15 protein-coding genes are annotated in these 16,234 nt (G+C 62.3%); 5 read left to right on the forward strand and 10 right to left on the reverse strand.

The features are described 5' to 3' along the window. Window positions 1-409: 409 nt before the first annotated feature. A complete protein-coding gene (locus tag GYA94_RS09040; protein ID WP_029887500.1) occupies window positions 410-1,558 on the forward strand; it encodes an efflux RND transporter periplasmic adaptor subunit in 1,149 nt (382 codons plus the stop codon). Between the two features lie 12 nt (window positions 1,559-1,570). Continuing rightward, the gene (locus GYA94_RS09045; protein WP_161892166.1) at window positions 1,571-4,615 is read left to right on the forward strand and encodes a multidrug efflux RND transporter permease subunit; all 3,045 of its coding nucleotides are present in this window, start codon (window positions 1,571-1,573) and stop codon (window positions 4,613-4,615) included. An 82-nt stretch (window positions 4,616-4,697) separates the two neighbouring features. Here GYA94_RS09045 and GYA94_RS09050 read toward each other — a convergent pair whose 3' ends face one another. The 5 genes from GYA94_RS09050 to colR all read right to left on the reverse strand — a co-directional run bounded on the left by GYA94_RS09050 (window position 4,698) and on the right by colR (window position 8,407). Further along, window positions 4,698-4,931, reverse strand: coding sequence for a hypothetical protein (locus tag GYA94_RS09050; protein WP_161892167.1), 234 nt, complete (start codon window positions 4,929-4,931; stop codon window positions 4,698-4,700). Next, window positions 4,931-5,629, reverse strand: a complete 699-nt coding sequence (locus tag GYA94_RS09055) for a lipopolysaccharide kinase InaA family protein (RefSeq protein ID WP_009684388.1) — start codon at window positions 5,627-5,629, stop codon at window positions 4,931-4,933. The genes GYA94_RS09050 and GYA94_RS09055 overlap by 1 nt, the downstream gene beginning before the upstream one ends. Window positions 5,630-5,635: 6 nt before the next feature. Beyond that, on the reverse strand, window positions 5,636-6,316 hold the full coding sequence (locus tag GYA94_RS09060) for a class I SAM-dependent methyltransferase (RefSeq protein WP_054913949.1): 681 nt from the start codon (window positions 6,314-6,316) through the stop codon (window positions 5,636-5,638). Between the two features lie 107 nt (window positions 6,317-6,423). Beyond that, window positions 6,424-7,734 carry a sensor histidine kinase gene (locus tag GYA94_RS09065; RefSeq protein ID WP_009684390.1) on the reverse strand — a complete coding sequence of 437 codons (1,311 nt, stop codon included), beginning with the start codon at window positions 7,732-7,734 and terminating at the stop codon, window positions 6,424-6,426. Then, window positions 7,724-8,407, reverse strand: coding sequence for a two-component system response regulator ColR (gene colR / locus GYA94_RS09070; RefSeq protein WP_009684391.1), 684 nt, complete (start codon window positions 8,405-8,407; stop codon window positions 7,724-7,726). The genes GYA94_RS09065 and colR overlap by 11 nt, the downstream gene beginning before the upstream one ends. A gap of 183 nt (window positions 8,408-8,590) precedes the next feature. Here colR and GYA94_RS09075 point away from each other — a divergent pair, with 183 nt between their 5' ends. Next, window positions 8,591-9,319 carry a phosphatase PAP2 family protein gene (locus GYA94_RS09075; RefSeq protein ID WP_009684392.1) on the forward strand — a complete coding sequence of 243 codons (729 nt, stop codon included), beginning with the start codon at window positions 8,591-8,593 and terminating at the stop codon, window positions 9,317-9,319. Window positions 9,320-9,421: 102 nt separating this feature from the next. On the opposite strand, the gene groL is transcribed toward GYA94_RS09075, so the two are convergent. The 5 genes from groL to GYA94_RS09100 all read right to left on the reverse strand — a co-directional run bounded on the left by groL (window position 9,422) and on the right by GYA94_RS09100 (window position 14,020). After that, window positions 9,422-11,062 (reverse strand): chaperonin GroEL, encoded by a 1,641-nt coding sequence (groL, locus tag GYA94_RS09080; protein ID WP_009684393.1) that lies wholly within the window; start codon window positions 11,060-11,062, stop codon window positions 9,422-9,424. 49 nt (window positions 11,063-11,111) lie between these two features. Next, window positions 11,112-11,405 (reverse strand): co-chaperone GroES, encoded by a 294-nt coding sequence (locus GYA94_RS09085; RefSeq protein ID WP_029614823.1) that lies wholly within the window; start codon window positions 11,403-11,405, stop codon window positions 11,112-11,114. Window positions 11,406-11,658: 253 nt separating this feature from the next. Next, window positions 11,659-12,120 carry an FxsA family protein gene (locus GYA94_RS09090; protein WP_161892168.1) on the reverse strand — a complete coding sequence of 154 codons (462 nt, stop codon included), beginning with the start codon at window positions 12,118-12,120 and terminating at the stop codon, window positions 11,659-11,661. Between the two features lie 67 nt (window positions 12,121-12,187). Then, window positions 12,188-12,919: a HugZ family pyridoxamine 5'-phosphate oxidase gene (locus GYA94_RS09095; protein ID WP_110675646.1), complete on the reverse strand. Its 732-nt coding sequence runs from the start codon at window positions 12,917-12,919 to the stop codon at window positions 12,188-12,190. Window positions 12,920-13,009: 90 nt separating this feature from the next. Continuing rightward, on the reverse strand, window positions 13,010-14,020 hold the full coding sequence (locus GYA94_RS09100) for a DUF481 domain-containing protein (protein WP_029887495.1): 1,011 nt from the start codon (window positions 14,018-14,020) through the stop codon (window positions 13,010-13,012). A gap of 151 nt (window positions 14,021-14,171) precedes the next feature. Here GYA94_RS09100 and GYA94_RS09105 point away from each other — a divergent pair, with 151 nt between their 5' ends. Both GYA94_RS09105 and GYA94_RS09110 read left to right on the forward strand, forming a co-directional pair. After that, window positions 14,172-14,525: an MGMT family protein gene (locus GYA94_RS09105; RefSeq protein WP_029887494.1), complete on the forward strand. Its 354-nt coding sequence runs from the start codon at window positions 14,172-14,174 to the stop codon at window positions 14,523-14,525. Between the two features lie 43 nt (window positions 14,526-14,568). Beyond that, a complete protein-coding gene (locus tag GYA94_RS09110; protein ID WP_110675644.1) occupies window positions 14,569-16,107 on the forward strand; it encodes an AmpG family muropeptide MFS transporter in 1,539 nt (512 codons plus the stop codon). The last annotated feature ends 127 nt before the right edge of the window (window positions 16,108-16,234 follow it).

Raw genomic sequence — 16,234 nt, forward strand, 5'->3', positions numbered from 1 at the left:
TCCTACGTTTGTTTCGGGCCAATTATTCCTGTGGGATTTGCGCGCGAACGCCTTGGTGCATGCCTCAATATCGCGCCGTACAAACAAGGCGGCCGCGCGCGCCTGTCACAGGCGTTACTGGCCCGAAACAAACGTAGGAGCGAGCGCAGCTCGCGATTGCGCCGCGCGGGCGGCGCTCGATCTCACAGGCGCTGAAGATACTGCGGCTACCCTTGCCAGCTGCTCGCCACAGCATCTATCAGCCCTGAGGCGATCCCTGTGGGAGCTGGCAAGCCAGCGATAGGGCCGGTGCAGACAATTTACTCCCCTTCAGACAAAAAACAGTCAATACTTCCCCCATCCACACGTGGGCAGGATCGCCCGTTGTCGTGCCAGAACGAATAACAACTGCATCCAAGGAACCGGACCTATGCTGCGCCGCCGCATGCTTATCATGTTGGCCGTGGTTCTGCTGATCGTGCTGGCCCTGGGGGGCTACAAGGCTTTCTCGATCTACCAGCAGATCCAGATGTTCACTGCCCCCAAGCCGCCTATCACCGTGGCGGCAGCCTTGGCCGAACAACGCCAGTGGCAACAGCGCCTGCCCGCGGTCGGCAGCCTCAAGGCGCTGCAGGGTGTCGAGCTGAGCCTGGAAGTCGAAGGCATCGTCAAGGCCCTGTATTTCGACTCTGGGCAAACGGTCAAGGCCGGGCAGCTGCTGCTGCGGCTCAACGATGACCAGGAAACCGCATTGCTCGGCACCGCCGTGGCCGACCTGGGCCTGGCCAAGGTCGACTTCGGCCGCGGGCGGCAACTGGTGGGCGACTCGGCGATCTCCCGTGGCGAATACGACCGCCTCAATGCCCAGTACCAGCGCAACCAGGCGGTGGTCGAGCAGCTCAAGGCTTCGAAGAACAAGAAAAGCATCAGCGCGCCCTTCAGTGGCACCCTGGGCATCCGCCAGGTGGATGTCGGCGATTATCTGGCGCCAGGCACCGTCATCGCGACCCTGCAGGACACCTCCGGCCTGTACGTCGACTTCAACGTGCCGGAACAGGCCTTGCCCCGGCTGAGCCTCGGCCAGCAGGTGCTGGTGCAAGTGGCTGCCTACCCGGACCAGACCTTCCCCGCCCGCCTCAGCGCCATCAACCCCAAGGTCGATGAAACCACGCGAAACCTGCTGGTGCGCGCGACCCTGGCCAACCCCGACGGCAAATTGCTGCCGGGCATGTTCGCCAGCCTGCAGGTACTGCTGCCCGATCCGCAGTTGCAGGTGGTGGTGCCGGAAAGTGCCATTACCTACACCCTGTACGGCAACTCGGTATATGTCGCCACCGCGAAAAAGGACCAGCACGGCAAGCCGCAGCACGATGAACAGGGCCAACCGCAATGGGTCGCCGAACAGCGCACCGTGCAGACCGGCGAGCGCCGTGACGGCGTGGTGGTGGTCAGCAAAGGGTTGCAGGCCGGGGAACAGGTAGTCACCGCCGGGCAGCTGAAGCTGACCCCCGGCGCCGCAATCCGAATCGGCCAGGACCAGGCCGTCAAGCCCGCCCCGGGCGCCGCGACCAAGGACTGACTGGAGGCTGGCATGGCGTTAACCGACCCGTTCATCCGTCGCCCGGTGCTGGCCAGCGTGGTCAGCCTGCTGATCCTGTTGCTGGGTATCCAGGCCTGGCACACGTTGCAGATCCGCCAGTACCCGCGCATGGAAAACGCCCTGATCACCGTCACCACGGCCTACCCCGGGGCCAACGCCGAAACCATCCAGGGCTACATCACCCAGCCGCTGCAGCAAAGCCTGGCCAGCGCCGAAGGTATCGACTACATGACCTCGGTCAGCCGGCAGAATTTTTCCGTCATATCCATCTACGCGCGCATCGGTGCCGACAGCGACAGGCTGTTCACCGAACTGCTGGCCAAGGCCAACGAAGTGCGCAACAAGCTGCCGCAGAACGCCGAAGACCCGGTACTCAGCAAGGAAGCCGCCGATGCTTCGGCGCTGATGTACATCAGCTTCTACAGCGAACAGATGAGCAACCCGCAAATCACCGACTACCTGTCACGGGTGATCCAGCCCAAGCTGGCCACGCTACCCGGCATGGCCGAGGCAGAAATCCTCGGTAACCAGGTATTTGCCATGCGTCTGTGGCTGGACCCGGTGAAACTGGCCGGTTTCGGCTTGGCGGCCAGCGACGTGACCGACGCCGTGCGCCGCTACAACTTCCTGTCCGCTGCCGGCGAAGTCAAAGGCGAATACGTGGTCACCAGCATCAACGCCAGCACCGAGCTGAAGTCAGCCGAGGCGTTCGCCGCCCTGCCGGTCAAGACCAGCGGCGACAGCCGCGTACTGCTCGGTGACGTGGCGCGGGTGGAGATGGGGGCGGAGAACTACGACACCGTCAGCTCATTCGACGGCACGCCCTCGGTGTACATCGGCATCAAGGCCACGCCCGCCGCCAACCCGCTGGAGGTGATCAAGGAAGTACGGCGGGTCATGCCCGACCTGGAAAGCCAGTTGCCCTCGGCGCTGAAGGTGTCGATCGCCTACGACGCCACGCTGTTCATCCAGGCCTCCATCGACGAAGTGATCAAGACCCTCGGCGAAGCGGTGCTGATCGTCATCCTAGTGGTGTTCCTGTTCCTTGGCGCCCTGCGCTCGGTGCTGATCCCGGTGGTGACCATTCCGCTGTCGATGATTGGCGTGTTGTTCTTCATGCAGATGATGGGCTACTCGCTGAACTTGCTGACCCTGCTGGCCATGGTCCTGGCCATCGGGCTGGTGGTGGACGATGCGATCGTGGTGGTGGAGAACATTCACCGGCATATCGAAGAAGGCAAGTCGCCGTTCGATGCAGCCCTGGAAGGCGCGCGCGAGATCGCCATGCCGGTGGTGTCGATGACCATCACCCTGGCAGCGGTGTATGCGCCCATCGGCTTTCTCAGCGGGCTCACCGGAGCGCTGTTCAAGGAGTTCGCCCTTACCCTGGCCGGCGCAGTCGTCATTTCCGGTATCGTCGCCCTGACCCTGTCACCGATGATGTGCGCCCTGCTGCTGCGCCGCGAGCAGAATTCCAGCGGTCTGGCCCACTGGCTCGATCGGCAGTTCGCGCGCCTGAAGGTACGCTACCAGCGCCTGCTGCACGGCACGCTCGACAGCCGGCCGGTGGTGCTGGTGTTTGCCGTGATCATCCTGTGCCTGATTCCGCTACTGCTGAAGTTCACCCAGAACGAACTGGCCCCCAACGAGGACCAGGGGGTGATCTTCATGATCAGCAGCTCCCCGCAGCCAGCCAACCTTGACTACCTCAACGCCTACACCAACCAGTTCACCCCACTGTTCAAGACCTTCCCCGAATACTATTCGTCGTTCCAGATCAACGGTTTCAATGGTGTGCAGAGCGGCATCGGTGGCTTCCTGCTAAAGCCCTGGAACGAGCGCGAGCGTACGCAAATGGAGCTGCTGCCACTGGTACAGGCCAAGCTGGAAGAGGTCGCCGGCCTGCAGATCTTCGGCTTCAACCTGCCATCGCTGCCCGGCACCGGCGAAGGCCTGCCGTTCCAGTTCGTGATCAACACCGCAGGCGACTACCCGGCACTGCTGGAGGTGGCCCAACGCATCAAGGCTCGGGCCCAGGCATCGGGCAAGTTCGCCTTCCTCGACATCGACCTGGCCTTTGACAAACCCGAGGTGGTGGTCGATATAGACCGGGCCAAGGCAGCGCAAATGGGGGTATCGATGGACGTCCTCGGCAGTACCCTGGCCACCTTGCTGGGTGAAGCCGAAATCAACCGTTTCACCCTCGACGGGCGCAGCTACAAGGTCATTGCTCAAGCCGAGCGCGCATACCGCGACAACCCCGGTTGGCTGAACAACTACTACGTGAAGAACGACCAGGGCAAGCTGCTGCCGCTGGCGACCCTGGTCACCCTCACCGACCGCGCTCGCCCGCGGCAGCTCAACCAGTTCCAGCAGTTGAACTCGGCCATCATTCAAGGCGTACCGATGGTCAGCCTGGGCGAAGCGCTGAAGACCGTGCAGGACATCGCCCGCGAAGAGGCACCGGAAGGTTACGCCTTCGACTATGCCGGCGTGGCCCGCCAGTACGTGCAGGAAGGCAGCGCACTGTGGGTGACCTTTGGCCTGGCGCTGGCGATCATCTTCCTGGTCCTGGCGGCCCAGTTCGAAAGTTTCCGGGATCCGCTGGTGATTCTGGTTACGGTACCGTTGTCGATCTGCGAGGCGCTGTTGCCACTGTTCCTGGGCCTGTCGAGCATGAACATCTACACCCAGGTCGGGCTGGTGACATTGATCGGGCTGATCAGCAAACACGGCATCCTGATCGTCGAGTTCGCCAACCAGTTACGTGATGAGCTTGGCCTGGGCGCGCGCGAGGCAATCGAAGAAGCAGCGGCGATTCGCCTGCGGCCGGTGCTGATGACCACGGCGGCAATGGTGTTCGGCATGGTGCCGCTGATCCTCGCGACCGGGGCCGGGGCGGTAAGCCGCTTCGACATCGGTGCCGTGATCGCGACCGGCATGTCGATCGGCACGCTGTTCACCCTGTTCGTGCTGCCTTGTATCTACACCCTGCTGGCGCACAAGACGGTGGCCAAGGAACCTGCTGCCGCCTGAAACCCGCCCACCGAGGGCCACCTGCAGAAACGCCAGAGGCCTCGCGCTTGCGAGGCCTCTGGCATGTACAGCTACACCGGTTTCAACCAAATGGCCGCAACCCTTGGCGCAGGTCGAACAGCAACAGCAACAGATCCTGATCCGGCTCTACCCTGGCCTTCTGCTGCGGTTTCACGTCCCGCGGCAGTGCGCACTGGGCGGCCATCTCAGCCTTGCTGAATACCGTCGGCCTCGGCTCTTCCCAGGCAGCCACCGCTACAGTGGTCACCGCCAGGCCCGCTACCAGGAACAAAGCTCGAGCTATTTCTAGTTTCATTACCCTAACCCTTTGACAGCGCTGCCAAACGCCACCTTGTAAAAGTAGAGTAGCGTCTGCCATTCCGCCTCGTTGAGCGACGAATGGCGGCGCAATTGGCGCAGGTCGTTACCCGCCGCGCGCTGGCAACTGAAACGTCGCCGACACTTCTCGAGGTCGAGCAGCGCCACTTCGACACGGGCTTGCTCGCCCTCGCCCAGCACCTTGACGAACACATGCTTGCCGTACAGGCAGCCGTGCTGCCAATGGCCCAGGTGCATGCGCGCCAGGTTTTCGGCAAGGTCCTTGAGCATGCGCTCGTGGACCACCTGTGGGTAACGGTCTCGGGCACCTTGGGCATGCCAGGTGTCCAGCTCCACAAATCCGTCCAGTGCTTCGCTGACCAGCAGCGCCCGCCACTGGTGGTCGGCATCGCGCTGGGCACCACAGAACACCAGGCGCGGCACACGCACCCCCAGTTGCTCGAAGCTGTTCAGCGCATCGAGTTCACGCAGCACAGTTGGCCGGCCGAAAGGGTGCAACAGGCTGCGATAGATATGCCCGACCTGACGCTTTGCATACAGCAGTTTGCCGTTGGCATCGTTGAGCCGTTGCACACCACTTTCGCCACCCCGGCGCTGGTTAGGCTCCTCTACCCACTCGCCTTGCTGGCGCCAGTAAAAATCGAAGCGCGACTCCCCATTCTGGGCTACAGCCATCAAACACTACCCCTTACGCAATACATAAACCCGCCACATGGCATAGAACGGCAGGAAGTCGAGGCGTTCCTGGATCCTGAAACCGGCGGCGCGGAATTCTTCTTCGACCGTGTCGGCCGGTAACACAAACCGGTTCTGGTAATGGTTCTGCTCGGCTTTGGTGCTGCGGCGCTGTTCCAGTTTCCTGCGCCGCCAAGCCTTGAAGTTGCCGTCCACCCACAGTGACAAGATCACACTATCACGGCTAACTCGTTGAAATTCAGAAAGAATTTTCTTTCTGTGGGCTGCCTCGCCGATATGGTGAAACAGCCGCATGCAAAAAATGCTGTCGACGGAGTTGTCTGGCAAGTCGATGTCGAATGCCGATGTCTGCAAAGGCCGTACCCGCGCCACCACTTCTGGCGGTTGCGCAGCACAGGCGGTCTCGATCATCGCCTCGGAATTATCGGCACCGATGATGACGCGGTTGTTCTTTTCTGCCAGCAGCGGCCAGAAACGACCAGCGCCGCAGGGCAAGTCCAGGACCAGGCCAGGCTCACCCGCCAGCGCCAGTGCGCGGCGGGCCAGTTGTTCATCTCGCTTGTGAGACAGCCGGCGGGCCAAGCCATCCTGGTGCTTGAGAAAGTACTCTCGGGCATGGTCTTTGTCGTACTTCTCGGAAAATTCAAGCTTGATAGGGCTACGCATTGAGCATCTCCTGATTCCATTGCGCTCACATTAGGTAAATGCGCGTAGGAATCAGGTCATGCTGATGTGAAAAAAGTGTTGGCCACGGTAACACGTGTAACAACACATTACCCAGCCACGACGTCCGGCTCTTCTTTCACCCGCGTATTGCTCAAGTCGACATGGAAACGGCAGCCATGGGGTACAGAAGAAGTCAAGGTCACCCGCCAGCCCTGGTCGTCGCAGATACGCTGCACCAGCGACAAACCCAGCCCAAGACCCTCGCCGCGCCGCTCGTCACCGCGCACGAACGGCTTGAACATGGCTTCGCGCTGTTCTTCCGGTATGCCCACGCCACTGTCTTCCACGCTGAAGCCATTGCTTTCCAGGCTCAGGCGGATGTAGCCGGCATCGGTGTAGTGCGCCGCATTGCGCAGCAGGTTGCCCATCACCGACTGCAGGAAGGTCGCGTTGTACAGCACTGCGCTGGCACTGGCCTGGCCATCGAAATACAGGGTCAGGCCCTTCTGTTCGATGGTGTCGCGCCACACCCCGATCAGCTCGTTGGCCACTTCGCGCAGGGTCGCCCGGGAGGCTACTGCGCCTTCATCACGTTGCGCCCTGGCCAGCATCAGGAAGGTCTTGACCAGCTCGCGCATCTCTTCGGTTGCCCGCGCCACGCGCTCCACCTGACTGCGCGCGCGGGTGTCGAGGTTGGGGTTTTCCTGCAGCAGCTCGCAGGACGTGGCCAGCACCATCAATGGGGTGCGCAACTCATGGCTGACGTCACTGGTGAACAGCCGTTCACGGGTCAGCGCATCGCGCAGGCGGCCCAGCGTGTCATCGAACGCTACCGCCAGCTGGCCGACTTCGTCCGCCGCGTAGTCCGGCGCCAACGGCGGCGCCAGGCCCAGCAGCTGGTCACGGTGGCGAACTTGCCGCGCCAGGCGGATCACCGGTGCCATCACCCGCCGCGCCACCAGCCAGCCCAGGATCACCGCCAGCACCAGGCTGAGCACGAAGCCCACCAGCACCACCGCGAACAGCACACGCTCGCGCTCCTCGAAGTCGCTTTGGTCCTGCAGCAAGACATAGCGGCGGCCATCGACGATCTCGACCATCGCGTGGTAGGAAAGCTGGTCGCGGAATACTTCGTGGAAGCCACGGTCCAGGTGGCGCAGGTCTTTGGGCAGCTCGAAGTCGTCCCGCCCACCGCTGAAGTAGAACAACTGGTCGGGGCGCGGGCGGTGGCTCCAGTCGCTGACGCTGTCCATGCGCAGCAGGCGCTGCAAGTCACCGCCCAGTACCGATGAAATCAGCCGCTCTTCCACCAGGTGCACGGTGCCGACGATACCGAAGGCGAAGGCCCCGGCCACCAGCGCGCTCATCAGGGCAAAGGCGATGATGATGCGCTGGGCAAGGCTTTGCTTAAACTCCATCACGACCCTCGGCGAGGCGATAGCCGACGCCATGGACGGTATGCAGCAGCGGTTTTTCGAACGGTTTGTCGATCACCTGGCGCAGTTGGTGCACATGGCTGCGCAGGCTGTCACTGTCGGGGCAGTCGTCCCCCCACAGGGCTTCTTCCAGCACTTCGCGGCGCAATACATGAGGGCTCTTCTGCATCAACACGGCCAACAGCTTGAGGCCGACCGGGTTGAGCTTGAGCATGCGGCCCTGGCGGGTGACCTCCAGGGTGTCGAGGTCATAGCTCAGATCAGCCACCTGCAGGCTGCGCCGCCCGCCGCCCTGGGCCCGGCGCAGCACGGCTTCGATGCGTGCCGCCAGCTCGGACAGGGCAAACGGCTTGAGCAGGTAGTCGTCGGCCCCGGAACGGAAGCCTTGCAGGCGGTCGTCCAACTGGTCGCGGGCGGTAAGCATGATCACCGGCGTGTCGCGGCGGGCGTCTTCGCGCAGGCGCTTGCACAGCGTGTAGCCATCGATACCGGGCAACATGATGTCGAGCACGATCAGGTCATAGTGCTCGGTGGCAGCCAGGTGCAGCCCGGACAGGCCATCCTGGGCGCAGTCGACGGTATAGCCCTTCATGCCCAGGTAATCGGCCAGGTTGGCCAGGATATCGCGGTTGTCTTCAACCAAAAGAATGCGCATCGGTTTCTCCTGTGCGGCGCTTCTCGCTGTGGTGCGCGGCAGGCGCAGCTTACGGCCTATGCCTGCAGGGCACCAGCCCCCGGAAAAATTCACCGCACTTGACGGTTTTTTCACTGATCCTTCACGGACACAGAATAGCGGGCCGACGACAATGGCCGATCTTTTTCCCGCCCTGGAGCCGCCATGCAGCAAGCAACCCGCCCTCGCCCGATCAATTACTGGCTGTACCTGGGTATTCCGTTGGCGACCGCGTTGGCCCTGATTCTGCTGGAGCTGACGTCGATCGACATGGACCTCGCCAAGCTGTTCTTCGACCCTGTCGCCGGGCAGTTCATTGGCCGCCACAGTTATTGGCTGGAAAACATCCTGCATGACCGGGTCAAGCAGGGGGTGATCCTGCTGGGGCTGATAGCGCTGCTGACCTTCGCCGCCAGCTTTTTCGTAAAGCGCCTGTTTGGCTGGCGCCGCGAGCTGGGCTGCCTGGTGTTGGCGCTGGGTTTGTCCACCGCGTTTGTCACGCCCCTGAAGAAGGTGACGCAGGTGCAGTGCCCCTGGAGCCTCACCCAGTTTGGCGGTACCGAAACCTACAGCAAGCTGCTGCAACCACGGCCGGCCACCGACAAGCCCGGGCTGTGCTGGCCGGGCGGGCATGCCGCGACCGGGTTCTGCCTGTTCGGCCTGTTCTTCATGTTGCGTGACCGCAAGCCGCGCCTGGCGCGGGCGGCATTCGTGGTGGCCTTGCTGGCAGGTTCGCTGCTTGGCGTTGGGCGCATGCTGCAAGGGGCGCACTTCCTGTCGCACAACGTGTGGACGGCGGTGTTCTGCTGGTTGATCGGGTTGGGGTCGTATTATCTGGTGCTGTATCGCCGGGGCATGGTAGAAGTGCCCGCGGTCAAAAACAGCGTTGCCTGAAGCCGGGGCCGCTTAGCGGCCCAATGGCGCCCACAGGAGAATAAAAAAAGCCCCGGTTCTCGCGAACCGGGGCTTTCTCATGGTGCAGGGGGTAAGGCTGGCTTACATCATGCCGCCCATGCCACCCATGCCGCCCATGTCAGGCATGCCAGCAGCTGGCTTGTCTTCTGGCAGGTCGGCAACCATAGCTTCGGTGGTGATCATCAGACCGCCGATCGAAGCAGCAGCTTGCAGCGCCGAACGAGTGACCTTGGCTGGGTCCAGGATACCCATCTCGATCATGTCGCCGTACTCGCCGGAGGCAGCGTTGTAACCGAAGTTACCCGAACCTTGCTTGACCTTGTCAGCGACAACGCTTGGCTCGTCGCCGGCGTTGGCAGTGATCTGGCGCAGCGGCGCTTCGACAGCGCGGCGCAGCAAGGCGATACCGACGTTCTGGTCTTCGTTGTCGCCTTTGAGGTCGATAATGGCTGCCAGGGCGCGAACCAGGGCAACACCACCGCCAGGCACCACGCCTTCTTCAACGGCTGCACGGGTAGCGTGCAGGGCGTCTTCAACGCGGGCTTTCTTCTCTTTCATTTCAACTTCGGTACCAGCACCGACCTTGATCACGGCAACACCGCCGGCCAGCTTGGCCAGACGCTCTTGCAGCTTCTCACGGTCGTAGTCCGAAGAGGTTTCTTCGATCTGGGCACGGATCTGCTTGACGCGTGCTTCGATCTCGGTGTCAGCGCCAGCACCATCGATGATGGTGGTGTTTTCCTTGGACAGGATCACGCGCTTGGCGTTACCCAGGTGCTCCAGGGTAGCGGTTTCCAGCGACAGGCCGATTTCTTCGGAGATGACCTGGCCACCGGTCAGAACGGCGATGTCCTGCAGCATGGCCTTGCGGCGGTCGCCGAAGCCAGGTGCCTTGACCGCTGCAACCTTGACGATGCCGCGCATGTTGTTGACTACCAGGGTAGCCAGCGCTTCGCCTTCGACGTCTTCGGCAACGATCAGCAGTGGGCGGCCGGCCTTGGCAACGGCTTCCAGCACAGGCAGCAGCTCGCGGATGTTGGAGATTTTCTTGTCGACCAGCAGCAGCAGCGGGCTTTCCAGCTCGGCAACCATGGTGTCTGGCTTGTTGACGAAGTAAGGCGACAGGTAGCCGCGGTCGAACTGCATGCCTTCTACGACGGACAGTTCGTTTTCCAGGCCCGAGCCTTCTTCAACGGTGATCACGCCTTCTTTACCGACTTTTTCCATGGCTTCGGCGATGATTTCACCGATGGAGCTGTCGGAGTTGGCGGAGATGGTACCGACCTGAGCGATGGCCTTGGAATCGGCGCATGGCTTGGACAGGTTCTTCAGCTCGGCGACAACGGCAGCAGTGGCCTTGTCGATACCGCGCTTCAGGTCCATCGGGTTCATGCCGGCAGCGACGGCTTTCAGGCCTTCGTTGACGATGGCCTGGGCCAGAACGGTGGCGGTGGTGGTGCCGTCACCGGCGGCGTCGTTGGCCTTGGAAGCGACTTCCTTGACCAGCTGGGCGCCCATGTTTTCGAAAGCGTCTTTCAGCTCGATTTCTTTGGCGACGGAAACGCCGTCCTTGGTGATGGTTGGCGCGCCGAAGCTCTTGGCCAGAACCACGTTACGACCTTTCGGGCCGAGGGTAGCTTTTACCGCGTCAGCCAGAACGTTGACACCAACCAGCATTTTTTTACGAGCGGAGTCGCCGAATTTTACGTCTTTAGCAGCCATGATCGTTTAATCCTTGGAAATTCTTTGGAGTAACGGGAAGTCGGGGAAATCAGCCTTCGATAACGGCGAGGATTTCATTCTCGGCCATGACCAGCAGGTCTTCGCCATCGACTTTCACGGTGTTGCTGCCCGAGTAAGGGCCGAAAACCACTTTGTCACCGACCTTGACGGCCAGTGCACGGACTTCGCCGTTGTCCAGAACGCGACCGGTGCCAACAGCAACGACTTCGCCGCGGTTAGGTTTTTCAGCGGCCGAACCCGGCAGGACGATACCGCCAGCGGTTTTCGATTCTTCTTCGCTGCGACGGATGACTACGCGGTCATGCAGAGGACGAAGCTTCATTGTCGATCTCTCCCAAATTGTGGTTTTCATCGGCCGGTATCGAAACCGGCGGGTTGAGGCTGTCCGGCGTTGCCGGAAGGTAGCCCGCCAAGGGCAAGCCACCTGAGTAATGTCTGGCGTTAATGCCAGAAACCTTGCGGTGACCACATACATGAGGCCGCCATATCCAATTACAAGGCTTGCCCTACAAAATTTTTCAGCTCGCGGAAAAAACGCGGGGCCGCATGTGCGGCCCCGTAGTGGAAAACGGTGGTTACTTGTCGCGGCGCTCGTACTCGCCCTCGATCACGTTCGGCCGGTGGCCGCCATCGCGCGGCTGGGCCTGGAACGGGTCGTCCTGGAACGCGCGCTGGCGCATGGCCTGGGCCTCGGCGCGTTCGCGCAGCTTGCGCGCGGCCAGATGGCGGGTGAACGGCAGCAGGCACAGCAGGCCCAGCACGTCGCTGATAAAGCCCGGCAGCAGCAGCAAACCACCGCCCACCGCCAGCATCATGCCCTGGAACATGTCCTCGGCAGGCAACTCACCGCGCTGCAGGCTTTCCCGGGCGCGCAGGGCGGTGGCCAGGCCAGCCACACGCATGACCAGCACACCCAAGGCGGAACCGGCGATGATCAGCAACAGCGCCGGGAAGAAACCGATGGCCGCGCTGACCTTGACGGATACGAACAGCTCCAGCACTGGAAACAGCAGAAGCAACAGTAGAAAAGCACGCATCAAAGCATTCCTCGTCGGAAGAGAACCTTCCTTTAAGACCATCAAGTGGATGCAAGTGCACGCTTTTTCAACCCTCGCCCCCTGCAGGCGTGGGCCACTGATCGGCGCGCGCCAGCAAAACCAGGGCTTCGCGGACTTGTGTCGGCGTATTGCAAATATGCGGGAAGGGTAACCAGTACACCCCCTGGCCGATGCGCAGGTGCATGCCTTCGCTGTCCACCCCAGCCATTTGCGCTGCGGCATGGTCCGGCAGGCCGGTCAGTTGCACATAGTGGGCTATGGCATTGGCATGGTCGCTGTTCATGTGTTCGACCATGCTGGCCTCGGCCGTGCCGGCGAACGGGTTGGCCAGGGTGACCTGGTCGAGCCAGTGGATCGCGCCGAAGCCGCCGATGTAGCGGTGGCGTACCGGCTGCAGCACCCAGAAGTCGAAATCGTGAGCCTTATGGTAGCCGGCAGCGTCCGGGAAGTAGCGGTAGTAACGCTCGGCGGCAGCCTCGATGGCGTCTGCCTCGACCAGCTTGTGCGCTTCGGCCATTACCGTAAGGCGCCCCACCGCCTGCACATCCTCAGCTTCGCGCTCACCTACCAGCAGCGAGCACTTGGGATCTTTTTGCAGGTTGTGGGTGTGCTGGGCAATGCGGCTTATGAGGATCAGCGGGTTGCCGTGAGCGTCCAGGCAGTACGGCACCACCGAGCCGAACGGGTAGCCGGGCATCGACTTGGAATGCGTCGAGAGCACGCCGCGGTATTCCTTGAGCAGCAGTTCCCGGGCTGGGCGGATGGCGTTGGTACTCACTGGGTGCGGCTCCTGGTGGCAAACGGGATGGGTGACAAGATAAGCATTATCACACCGGGTGCCAATGGGGCCGCGGTGCGGCCCGGCGGTTTACCAGGTCACGCCAAAGCCCGCGGTATAGCGCGTCTTCTCCAGATCGCTTTCACTCGTGCCGCTGATGATGTCACGCTCCGCCTTGAGGTTGAGCGAAGCCCATTCGGTAACCTTGTAGCGCAGCCCCACCTCGGCATCCAGTGAATAGTCGGCCACCCCACCCAGCGGTTTGGCGAGCTCGCCGTTGGTGAACAGCTGCACGTTCTTGCCGATCAGGTAACGGGTGTAGTCCCACTTCACGGCAGCGGAATAGAAGTTGTCCTTGCTGCCGTCCTGGTACTCGAAGTCGGTGCGGTTGATCAGCGACCCCAGCGAGAATGCGCCGAGTTCGTTGTCCCAGAACTGGTAACCCGGGCCGGTACCGACGGTGCGCTGGCGGGCAAGGTCTTCGATGCGGTCACGCTTGTATTCCGCCCGCCCCTGCCAGAACCACTTCTCGGTAATGAAGCGGTCCAGCGCGTATTCGGCACTCCAGTTGTCGGTGGTGGTGACGTCGTCCTTGGTTTCGCGGTTGTACTCGCCTTCGGCGTTGTGCCGCCAGCGGCCGTGGCGGGCCGTGGTCTTGAAGCTGACATCGTAGTCGTCGGTATCGTTTTCGGCGCGCTTGTAGTCCAGCGCCACATCCACGTTGCCTTTCCACACGAAGTCTTCGACCAGGGGCTTGGGCTTCATGATCTGCTCGATGCTGGCCAGCTCCACGGTCTTGGGTGCCTCGCCGTTGGCCAAGGTCACCTTGCCCGGTTCAGCGGCCTTCAGCGACTTGGCCTTCTCGCCCGTGTAGGCGTCCTGCTTGACCAGCAGTTCCTGGTCGCTTTCCAGGGTCTGCACCTGTTTCCAGTCCAGGGCAATGGAGCCGCCGTAGGGCGTTTCCAGCAGCAGCTTGCCGCCATCGAAGACTTTGATCTTGCCACTGAGCCGGTCACCGTTCTTCATCCACACGGTATCGGCCAACGCCGGTGAGGCGCACAGGGAAGCAGCGAGCAGGCACAACAGGGATCTAGAATGCATAGACGTAATACGGTTCGATTCGAAGAAAAAAGCCGGGCATTATCCAGTTACCGCCGACCAGAGCAAGCACAGACCGGCAGCCTGGCATTGAGTTCAATACGCATTTACCTGACCATTTGTCTGGTTTCATCCACAGCCCAAGGGGGGCGCCATGTCTGGGGGACCTGAGCACATGCCGGAATCGGCCGAAGGTCGACGAACGGCACTGTATTCGGTGCTTGGCCAAGTACCGGCGGGCAAAGTCGTGAGCTATGGCCAGCTCGCAGCGCTGGCCGGGCTTGGCCGCGCAGCCCGCTGGGTAGGGCGCACCCTCGGGCAACTGCCTGCGCAAACCCGCCTGCCATGGCACCGGGTGCTGGGCGCAGGGGGCCGCCTGAGCCTGGCGCTGGGCACACCGGCCGGGGATGAACAACGGGCGCGGCTGCGTGCAGAAGGCGTGAATGTGACCAACAATCGTGTGGATATGACGCGCCATGGCTGGCGCCCGACAGATCACAGCGGTTAGAGTGCGCGCTTTGTTTTCGAAAACTTGAGGCAGATGTTGGCCCATGCCCCGTAAAACCTGGCGCGCTGCGCTCGCTGCCTATGCCAGCCCGTCAACCCTGGTACTTTTGCTGCTCGGTTTCGCCGCCGGCCTGCCCTACATGTTGGTGTTCTCGACCCTGTCGGTGTGGCTGCGCGAGGCTGGGGTGGCCCGCGAAACCATTGGTTACGCCAGCCTGATCGGCCTGGCCTACGCCTTCAAGTGGGTGTGGTCACCGTTGCTCGACCAATGGCGCCTGCCGCTGCTCGGCGGCCTGGGGCGCCGGCGCTCGTGGCTGCTGCTGTCGCAGGCACTGGTGGTGATCGGCCTGGTCGGCATGAGCCTGTGCGATCCGCAACAACATCTATCCTGGTTGATCGCCATGGCCGTGCTGGTGGCCTTTGCCTCGGCCACCCAGGACATCGCGGTGGATGCCTACCGCCTGGAAATCGCCGACGACCAGCGCCAGGCCGCCCTGGCCGCCAGCTACATGGCCGGCTACCGGGTCGCCGCCCTGCTCGCCACCGCCGGCGCGCTGTTCTTCGCCGAGTGGTTCGGGTCTACCGGCTTCAGTTACCTGCATAAAGCCTGGGCCGGCACCTACGTGATGTTCGGGGTGATGATGCTGCCCGCGCTGTTCACGACCCTGGTCATGCGCGAACCGCCGGTGCCGCTGCGCACCCAGCTGTCGGCTGCGCGCTACGGCCTGGTGCACCAGATGGCCTCGGTGTTCGTGCTGATCATCCTGCTGGTGTCGGTGCCCGCCAGTTTCACCCAGATGTTCAATACCGGCTGGTCCACGGTCATCTCCGGGGATGCCACGCCGCTCGACCTGTTGCTCGAAGACCGCGCCTTCCTGCGCCTGATCCTCTATGTGCTGCTGACCTGGGCGTGCCTGTCGAGCCTGGGCCGCCGCGGCCTGGCCCCGGTGCTGACCCCGGTCAACGACTTCATTGCCCGCTACCGCTGGCAGGCTTTGCTATTGCTAGGCCTGATCGCCACCTACCGCATGTCGGACACGGTGATGGGCGTGATGGCCAACGTGTTCTATATCGACATGGGCTTCACCAAAGACCAGATCGCCAGTGTCAGCAAGATCTTCGGCCTGATCATGACCTTGGTCGGTGCCGGTATCGGCGGGCTGCTGATCGTGCGCTTCGGCATCATGCCCATCCTGTTCATTGGTGGCGCGGCTTCGGCGGGCACCAACATCCTGTTCCTGATGCTGGCGGACATGGGGCCTAACCTGGAAATGCTGGTGGTCACCATTTCGCTGGACAACTTCAGCTCCGGCATGGCCACGTCTGCGTTCGTGGCGTACCTGTCGAGCCTGACCAACCTGAAGTTCTCGGCCACCCAGTACGCGCTGCTCAGCTCGATCATGCTGTTGCTGCCGCGGTTGATCGGTGGGTACTCGGGGGTGATGGTGGAGAAGTTCGGCTATCACGACTTCTTCCTGATTACTGCCCTGCTGGGCGTGCCTACGCTGATCCTGATCGCCTTGCAGTGGCGCCAGGAGACTGGCCGCGGTAAACCGCTTGCAGAGCCAGGCGCGGCGGCCTGATGGGCAACGCGGGTAAATCCACATTGCGATTGTGTGTGGCTGTTACAGCGCCAGTGCGCCCGCCAGCCCCGCCTGTAGGAGCAACTGTCTTTCTCAGAATTTGAAAAGCTGCGCGATTCATTGTGGG

The sequence above is a fragment of the Pseudomonas juntendi genome (genome assembly GCF_009932375.1).
Lineage (GTDB): Bacteria > Pseudomonadota > Gammaproteobacteria > Pseudomonadales > Pseudomonadaceae > Aquipseudomonas > Aquipseudomonas juntendi.

Bases quoted from the DNA above. Each gene is read 5' to 3' on its own strand.
- GYA94_RS09040 (WP_029887500.1), top strand. From the start codon at position 410: ATGCTGCGCCGCCGCATGCTTATCATGTTGGCCGTGGTTCTGCTGATC.
- GYA94_RS09045 (WP_161892166.1), top strand. From the start codon at position 1,571: ATGGCGTTAACCGACCCGTTCATCCGTCGCCCGGTGCTGGCCAGCGTG.
- GYA94_RS09050 (WP_161892167.1), bottom strand. From the start codon at position 4,931: ATGAAACTAGAAATAGCTCGAGCTTTGTTCCTGGTAGCGGGCCTGGCG.
- GYA94_RS09055 (WP_009684388.1), bottom strand. From the start codon at position 5,629: ATGGCTGTAGCCCAGAATGGGGAGTCGCGCTTCGATTTTTACTGGCGC.
- GYA94_RS09060 (WP_054913949.1), bottom strand. From the start codon at position 6,316: ATGCGTAGCCCTATCAAGCTTGAATTTTCCGAGAAGTACGACAAAGAC.
- GYA94_RS09065 (WP_009684390.1), bottom strand. From the start codon at position 7,734: ATGGAGTTTAAGCAAAGCCTTGCCCAGCGCATCATCATCGCCTTTGCC.
- colR (WP_009684391.1), bottom strand. From the start codon at position 8,407: ATGCGCATTCTTTTGGTTGAAGACAACCGCGATATCCTGGCCAACCTG.
- GYA94_RS09075 (WP_009684392.1), top strand. From the start codon at position 8,591: ATGCAGCAAGCAACCCGCCCTCGCCCGATCAATTACTGGCTGTACCTG.
- groL (WP_009684393.1), bottom strand. From the start codon at position 11,062: ATGGCTGCTAAAGACGTAAAATTCGGCGACTCCGCTCGTAAAAAAATG.
- GYA94_RS09085 (WP_029614823.1), bottom strand. From the start codon at position 11,405: ATGAAGCTTCGTCCTCTGCATGACCGCGTAGTCATCCGTCGCAGCGAA.
- GYA94_RS09090 (WP_161892168.1), bottom strand. From the start codon at position 12,120: ATGCGTGCTTTTCTACTGTTGCTTCTGCTGTTTCCAGTGCTGGAGCTG.
- GYA94_RS09100 (WP_029887495.1), bottom strand. From the start codon at position 14,020: ATGCATTCTAGATCCCTGTTGTGCCTGCTCGCTGCTTCCCTGTGCGCC.
- GYA94_RS09105 (WP_029887494.1), top strand. From the start codon at position 14,172: ATGTCTGGGGGACCTGAGCACATGCCGGAATCGGCCGAAGGTCGACGA.
- GYA94_RS09110 (WP_110675644.1), top strand. From the start codon at position 14,569: ATGCCCCGTAAAACCTGGCGCGCTGCGCTCGCTGCCTATGCCAGCCCG.